Below are 6844 nucleotides of genomic sequence, written 5' to 3'. Positions count from 1 at the left end.
ACCCCCGCGCCCCGCCGCAGCGTCTCGCGCGGGAAGCGGCGCTGGTTGCCGCTGTTGCGGCTGCTCCTGATGAGCCCCTTGGCCTCGTAGAAATGGATCGCCGACACCGCGACGCCGCTCCGCCCCGCGAGCTCGCCGACGCTCAGCTCCATGGGCCGTTTCCGGGGACCGCTCCGCGCCACCACGCCTCCTCGCACAAGGCCTTGACCTCAACCATGGTTGAGGTTTTATGACAACGGCTCCCGACGCCGCAAGCGAGGAGCGCGACCCGATGCCGACGATGCTCACGCTGGCGCTGATCTACGGCAGCGTCCGCCCCGGCCGCCTCTGCGACGCGGTGGCGGGCTGGGCCGAGGCGGAGATTCGCCGGGACGGCTTTTGGGCGGTCGACGTGATCGACCCGGCGGCGCGGGACTTCCCGGCCGACGACGCCGAGCTTCGCCGACGGATCGACCGGGCCGACTGCGCGGTCGTCGTGACGCCTGAGTACAATGGCTCGTTCCCTGCGCCCCTAAAGGCGCTGATCGACTCGGTCCACGACGAATGGCGCGCCAAGCCGGTCGCCTTCGTGTCCTATGGCGGGCGGTCGGGCGGCCTCAGAGCCGTCGAGCAGCTCAGGCTCGTCTTCGGCGAACTCGACGCGGTCGCGATCCGCGACGGCGTGTCGTTCCAGCACGCCTGGGACGCGTTCGGACCGGACGGCGAACCGATCGACGCCGCGCGGCCGCGACGGGCGGCGGCGCGCATGCTCGCGCGGCTGCGCTGGTGGACCGTGGCGCTGAAGGCCGCGCGCGAGGCTGATCTCGGACGGGAGGTGGCGGCCTGATGCTCGAAAGGACGAACATGACCAGGCTGCGGCGCGTCCTGCTCATCGGCAGATCGCACCGCGTCATGCAGGACCTCGTGGCCGAGCTTCGCGCGCTCGGGGTGGAGGCTGAGGGCGAGACGGATCCCGACCGCGCCGCGGATCGGCCGGACGCCGGCGCTTTCGACGTCGTCGCTCTCGGCCGGGGCGTCACCGGCGAGACGCGCAAGGCCCTCCGCAAGGCCTTCGCCTGGATCCGTCCGGACGTGCGCCTGATCGACGTCGCGATCCGCGAAGCGCCTGGTGAGACGCTGCGCGCGCTCGAAGGCCGCGACCTCGTCGACCTCGACGCCTATTTCGCACGGATCGGCTATCGCGGGCCGCGCGACGCGACGACCGGGACGCTCAGGGCGCTTGTCCTCGCGCATCTCGACGCGATCCCGTTCGAGTCGATCGACGCGGCGATCGGGCGCGGCGTCGACATCTCGCCTGAGGGCGTCGACGCCAAGCTGATCGGCGCGCACCGCGGCGGCTATTGCTACGAGCAGAACGGCCTGTTCAAGCGCGTGCTGCGCGCGCTGGGCTTCGAGGTCGACGGGCTGCTCGCGCGGGTCCGGCTCAACGCCAGGCCTGGCGACCAGCCGATGGCGCGCAGCCACATGACGCTGAAGGTCACGATCGAGGGGGAGGAATGGCTTGCCGACGTCGGCTTCGGAGGCGCCACTCCGACCGCGCCGCTCAGGTTCGACGACGAAGCGCCGCAGCCGACGCCGCATGGCCGCTATCGGGTGACGCGGTTCGGCCCGCTGAAGCTGCTCGAGGCCGAGAGCGACGGCGGCTGGGCGCCGCTCTACGAGGTGTCGGACGAGCCGCAGATCGACGTCGACTATGAGCCGGCGAACTGGCTCACCTCGACGCATCCGGGCTCGTTCTTCCGGCGCGAACTGGTGGCGGCGCGGGCGGCGCCGGGCGCCCGCTACGCCCTCTATGGCGCGCGCCTGACCACGAGGTGGCCCGACGGCCGCTCGGAGCAGCGCATGCTGTCGGCGGACGAGATCGAACGCGCGCTCACGGAGACCTTCGGATTGGCCGTTCAGCCGGACTGGCGGCCGCTGATCGAGCAGGCGGCGGCGCGGGTCTGACGCGCCGCCGCCGTCGCTCAGACCACCGTCTGCTACGCGACCTTGCGGGGGGCGTTCGCCGCCTCCGGCTGTTCGAGCGCCGCGAGCGCCGCCGCGACGCCGCCCCGGCGATGCGGGACGCCGGCCGCCGCGAGCCCCATCTCCACGCCCGACAGCGCGCCCATCAGCATGAGCTCGTTGCATTCGCCGAGATGGCCGATGCGGAACACCTTGCCCGCGAGCTTCGCGAGTCCGGTGCCGAGGGAGATGTCGTACTTTTCGAGCGCGACCTTGCGGAAGGCGTCGGCGTCGTGACTCGGCGGCATCAACACGGCGGTCAGAACCGGCGAATATTCCGCCGGGTTCTTGCACAGCACCTCGAGGCCCCAGGCCTCGACCGCGGCGCGGGTCGCGGCGGCGAGACGCTTGTGGCGCGCGAACACCTGATCGAGCCCCTCCTCGAGCAGGATGTCGATCGCCTCCTTCAGGCCGAACAGCAGGTTGGTGGCGGGCGTGTAGGGGAAGAAGCCCTGGGCGTTCGGCTTCAGCATCTCCTCCCAGTCCCAGTAGGAGCGCATGAAGCCGTTCGACTTCGACGCCTTCAGGGCCTTCTCGGAGATCGCCGTGAAGCCGAGGCCGGGCGGCAGCATCAGGCCCTTCTGCGAGCAGCTGACCGTGACGTCGACGCCCCATTCGTCATGGGCGTAGTCGACCGAGCCGAGCGAGGAGATCGTGTCGACGAGCAGGAGCGCCGGATGGTTCGCGGCGTCGATCGCCTTGCGGATCTCGGCGACGCGGCTGGTCACGCCGGTCGAGGTCTCGTTGTGCACGACCGCCACCGCCTTGATGGCGTGGGCCTTGTCGTCGACGAGCCTGGCCTCGATCACGGCCGGATCGACGCCGTGCCGCCAGTCGCCGGGCACGAAATCGACGTCGAGCCTCCAGCGGGCGGCCATCTGACGCCACAGCGTCGCGAAATGTCCGGTCTCCACCATCAGCACTTTGTCGCCCGGCGACAGCGTGTTGACGATCGCCGACTCCCAGGCGCCGGTGCCCGACGAGGGATAGATCACGACCGGCTGGCGGGTCTTGAACACCGTCCGGCAGCCTTCCAGCACCTCGCGGCCGAGCGTCTGGAACTCGGGGCCGCGGTGGTCGATGATCTGGCGGTTCATGGCGCGCAGGACGCGCTCCGGGACCGGGCTCGGCCCCGGAATGTTCAGGAAGTGGCGACCCTTGCCGGCCATCGGGCGATCCTCCGTCGATCGGGCCGATCTCAGCATCGGCCGCTGGGCCGCCAGTTTGCATTCATTTTTCTGAAGCGCAATTGTATTTTAGAATTCCATCCTGTCGTGAGGTTCGCTCGACAGGGCGCCAGGTTTCGCCTATCCACTGAGATGTGAACACGTTTGAAGGATCAGCGGAGGCTGCTGAAGCGAGCGCGACGGGCGGCGCGGATGCGCCTCGCCCGGCGCAGTCGCTGCATGGCGAACTGCTTACGGCGCTTCGCGACCACATCGTCGAGGGCAATCTCGCCGATGGCGCGCGGGTTCCTGAGCGGGAGCTTTGCGTGCGTTTCGGCGTCTCCAGGACGCCGCTGCGCGAGGCGCTCAAGGTGCTGGCCTCCGAGGGGCTGATCGACCTGCTTCCGAACCGCGGCGCGCGCATCCGTCCGTTGCGGCCGCAGGACGTGCGCGAACTGTTCGACGTGATGGGCGGGCTCGAGGCGCTGGCCGGCCGCCTCGCCTGCGAGAAGGCCACCGACGCGGAGATCGCCGGCGTCGAGCGGCTCCATTATGAGATGTATGGCTTCTACCTGAAGCGGGATCTGCACGGCTATTTCCGCTGCAACCAGGAGATTCACCTCGCCATCGTGGCGGCGGCGCGCAACGCGACGCTCTCCGAGACCTATGCGGGGCTCGCGGCGCGGCTGAGGCGTCAGCGATATTCGGCCAATCTCGGCGAGCACCGCGACCGCTGGGGCGAGGCGATGCGCGAGCATGAGGAGATACTGGACGCGCTGCAAAGGCGGGACGGGCGCGCGCTCGCCGACATTCTCCACGGGCATCTGCGAAACAAACTGATCGCGACGCTCGAAAAGGCGGAGCTGGCCTCGGGCGAAAACTGATCCCGGGCCCTGCCAATTCAAACATCGGTCCTCAGTTTTCACTTTGCATGCAAAAATTTTTGCCCTAGGGTCCCGGGCAATGCGCCGTTAGAGCGCATGCTGACTTTGGGAGATGCGCAATGGAGCGTCGTTTGCTGGCCGCGGGCGCGGCCGCCCTCTGCCTCGCCGGCCCGGCCTATGCCTGGGAGCCCACCAAGCCGGTGGAGATCGTCGTGCCGTTCTCAGCCGGCGGCGCCTCGGACCAGATGGCCCGCACGATCCAGGGCATCATCCAGAAGAACCAGCTTTCGAGCCAGCCGATCGTGGTCATCAACAAGCCCGCGGCCGCCGGCGGCGAGGCGATGGTCGAGATCAAGAAGTCGACCGGCGACGCACACAAGCTGCTCACCACCTCGTCGGGCATCTTCATGACGCCGATGACCACCAAGCTGCCGGTCTCCTGGACCGACTACACGCCGGTCGTGATGATGGCGCAGGACGCCTTCGGCCTGTGGGTCAAGGCCGACAGCCCCTACAAGACGTCCAAGGATTTCATCGAGGCCGCCAAGACGGCGGAGCCCGCGCTTAAGGTCGGCGGCACGGCGGCCAAGCGCGAGGACCAGCTGATCGTCTTCGCGATCGAGAAGCAGACCGGCGCGAAGTTCGCCTATGTGCCGCATTCCGGCGGCGGCGCGGCCTCGACCCAGCTCTCCGGCGGCCATCTGGAAGCCACCACCAACAACCCCTCCGAGGAGGTCGCCAACTGGCGCGGCGGCGCGAACCGGCCGCTCTGCGTCTTTTCCGACAAGGCCCTGCCCTACACTGAGAAGGTCGCGGACAAGAGCTGGTCGGAAATCCCGACCTGCCCGAGCCAGGGCCTCAACGTCACCTACCAGATGCTGCGCGGCATGTTCATGCCCGGCAAGGTCACGGCCGAGCAGCAGGCCTATTATGTCGATCTGTTCAGGAAGGTCTCCGAGACCCCGGAATGGAAGGAGTATCTCGCCCGCAACGCGCTGGTGCCGGACTTCCGCGACGGCCAGGCCTATGTGGACTTCCTCAAGACCGACGAGGAGCGCCATCGCCAGCTTCTGACCGAGGCCGGGTTCATCGCCGGCAACTGACGACGCCGGGCGGCGGTGGGGAGCGCATCCGGATCGTCTCCTCGCGGGACGCGAAGGGAAGCATCGCGCTGAATAGCGATGGCCCGTGGGCCCTCGGCTTGGTTTTTACCGAAGAACGTTTGACTATCGTACGCCGCAACGCGCCGCCAGAGCGCCGGATTTTGGGAGCGAGATCAATGAAGAGGCAACTGCTTGCTGCATGCGCCCTAGCCTGCGCGACCGTCGCCCCGGCCTATGCCTGGGAGCCCACCAAGCCGATCGAGATCGTCGTGCCGTTCGGCCCCGGCGGCGCCTCCGACCAGATGGCCCGCACGCTGCAGGGCCTCATCCAGAAGCACAATCTGTCGCCGCAGCCCGTCGTCGTCATCAACAAGCCCGCCGCGGCCGGCGGCGAGGCGATGATGGACATCCAGAAGTCCGTGCGCGACCCGCACAAGCTGCTGACGACCTCGAGCGGCATCTACATGACGCCGCTGTCGACCAGGATGCCGATTAACTGGCGCGACTTCACCCCCGTCGCGATGCTGGCGCAGGACGAGTTCCTGATCTGGGTGAAGGGCGACGCTCCTTACAAGACCGTGCAGGACTTTCTGGCCGAGGCCAAGACCGCCCAGCCGCCGCTGAAGATCGGCGGCGCCGGCTCGAAGCGCGAAGACGACTTGATCACCTTCGCGCTCGGCGCCGAGGCCGGAACGAAGATCACTTACATCCCCTACAAATCGGGCGGCGAGACCTCGACCCAGCTCGCCGGCGGCCACATCGCGGCCTCGACCGGCAATCCGTCGGAAGAGGTCGGCAGCTTCAAGGGCGGGACCGCGAAGCCGCTCTGCGTGCTGTCCGAGAAGCGCATGCGGTACACGACCAAGGTGGCGAGCGACATGTCGTGGTCCGACGTGCCGACCTGCGGCGAGCAGGGGGTCAAGTTCACCTACAACATGCTGCGCGGCATCTTCATGCCGGGCCGAGTGACGCCCGACCAGCAGGCTTTCTATGTCGACCTGTTCAAGAAGGCGGTCGAGACCCCCGAGTGGAAGGAGTATCTCGAGCGCAGCGCGCTGCTGCCCGACTTCCGCTCAGGCAAGCCCTTCGAGGAGTTTCTCGCCGCCGACGAAGCCAAGCACAAGGAGCTGATGGCGAAGGCGGGCTTCCTCGCCACCAACTGACGACCGCGTCCGATCCGGCTCGCAAGCGGGCCGCCGTTCTTCACGCCTCCCCCGGCGGGGAGAGGTGGGCCCGGAGGGCCGGATCGGGTGTTCCCTTTCCGGCTCCGGACCGTGCCATCCTGGCTTCGCCCGCGCCCGTCTCCCCGATCGGGAGGTGAATGGCGGCGCGCGCGAGCACGCTGAGCCCGGCCATCGAACTCACCGACCAGAAGGCGTTTTCCCATGACGTTTCAGACGGAGATTGAGCAGCCTGAGGATTTTGGGGCTCGGGGACCGTCGCGGCGGGCTGTCGAGGTCGTGGTTTCGCTGCTGCTGATCGGGCTTGCGGCGGCGGTGCTGTGGGACAGCTATGGGCGCGGGGCGGGCTGGGACGGCGGGCCGCAGTCGGGCTTCTTCCCGGCGCGGGTCGGCTGGCTGTTCCTGGCGGGCTCGGTGTTTCTGCTGGTCCAGGCGTTCCGCGAGAAGGCCGAGGTGCTGGTCACCTGGGCGCAGCTTGCGATGGTGGCCAAGGTGTTCGTCCCGCT

At 68.4% G+C, this 6844-nt stretch carries 7 protein-coding genes and 1 pseudogene; 6 read left to right on the top strand and 2 right to left on the bottom strand.

The window, feature by feature from the left end; genetic code table 11:
* On the bottom strand, positions 1-152 hold a 152-nt coding region (locus EK403_RS23545; RefSeq protein WP_128779576.1), incomplete at its 3' end, for a MerR family DNA-binding transcriptional regulator.
* A gap of 119 nt (positions 153-271) precedes the next feature.
* Here EK403_RS23545 and EK403_RS21905 point away from each other — a divergent pair.
* Both EK403_RS21905 and EK403_RS21900 read left to right on the top strand, forming a co-directional pair.
* Complete coding sequence (locus EK403_RS21905; RefSeq protein ID WP_128779573.1) at positions 272-826, top strand: NADPH-dependent FMN reductase; 555 nt, start codon at positions 272-274, stop codon at positions 824-826.
* Complete coding sequence (locus EK403_RS21900) at positions 826-1947, top strand: arylamine N-acetyltransferase family protein (RefSeq protein WP_206659607.1); 1122 nt, start codon at positions 826-828, stop codon at positions 1945-1947. The genes EK403_RS21905 and EK403_RS21900 overlap by 1 nt, the downstream gene beginning before the upstream one ends.
* Before the next feature lie 32 nt (positions 1948-1979).
* On the opposite strand, the gene EK403_RS21895 is transcribed toward EK403_RS21900, so the two are convergent.
* A complete protein-coding gene (locus EK403_RS21895; RefSeq protein WP_164919729.1) occupies positions 1980-3173 on the bottom strand; it encodes a pyridoxal-phosphate-dependent aminotransferase family protein in 1194 nt (397 codons plus the stop codon).
* Between the two features lie 152 nt (positions 3174-3325).
* On the opposite strand from EK403_RS21895, the gene EK403_RS21890 reads away from it, so the two are divergent.
* From EK403_RS21890 to EK403_RS21875, 4 genes and pseudogenes are all read left to right on the top strand, one after another.
* A complete protein-coding gene (locus EK403_RS21890; protein ID WP_128779571.1) occupies positions 3326-4054 on the top strand; it encodes a GntR family transcriptional regulator in 729 nt (242 codons plus the stop codon).
* 119 nt (positions 4055-4173) lie between these two features.
* Positions 4174-5157: a tripartite tricarboxylate transporter substrate binding protein gene (locus EK403_RS21885; protein ID WP_128779570.1), complete on the top strand. Its 984-nt coding sequence runs from the start codon at positions 4174-4176 to the stop codon at positions 5155-5157.
* A gap of 176 nt (positions 5158-5333) precedes the next feature.
* Positions 5334-6320, top strand: a complete 987-nt coding sequence (locus EK403_RS21880) for a Bug family tripartite tricarboxylate transporter substrate binding protein (protein WP_128779569.1) — start codon at positions 5334-5336, stop codon at positions 6318-6320.
* A 222-nt stretch (positions 6321-6542) separates the two neighbouring features.
* Positions 6543-6844, top strand: a pseudogene (locus EK403_RS21875) (tripartite tricarboxylate transporter TctB family protein); the annotation flags it as partial.

Source organism: Hansschlegelia zhihuaiae, from assembly GCF_004103825.1.
Lineage (GTDB): Bacteria > Pseudomonadota > Alphaproteobacteria > Rhizobiales > Methylopilaceae > Methylopila > Methylopila zhihuaiae.
This window is presented reverse-complemented; position numbering and strand designations above follow the sequence as displayed.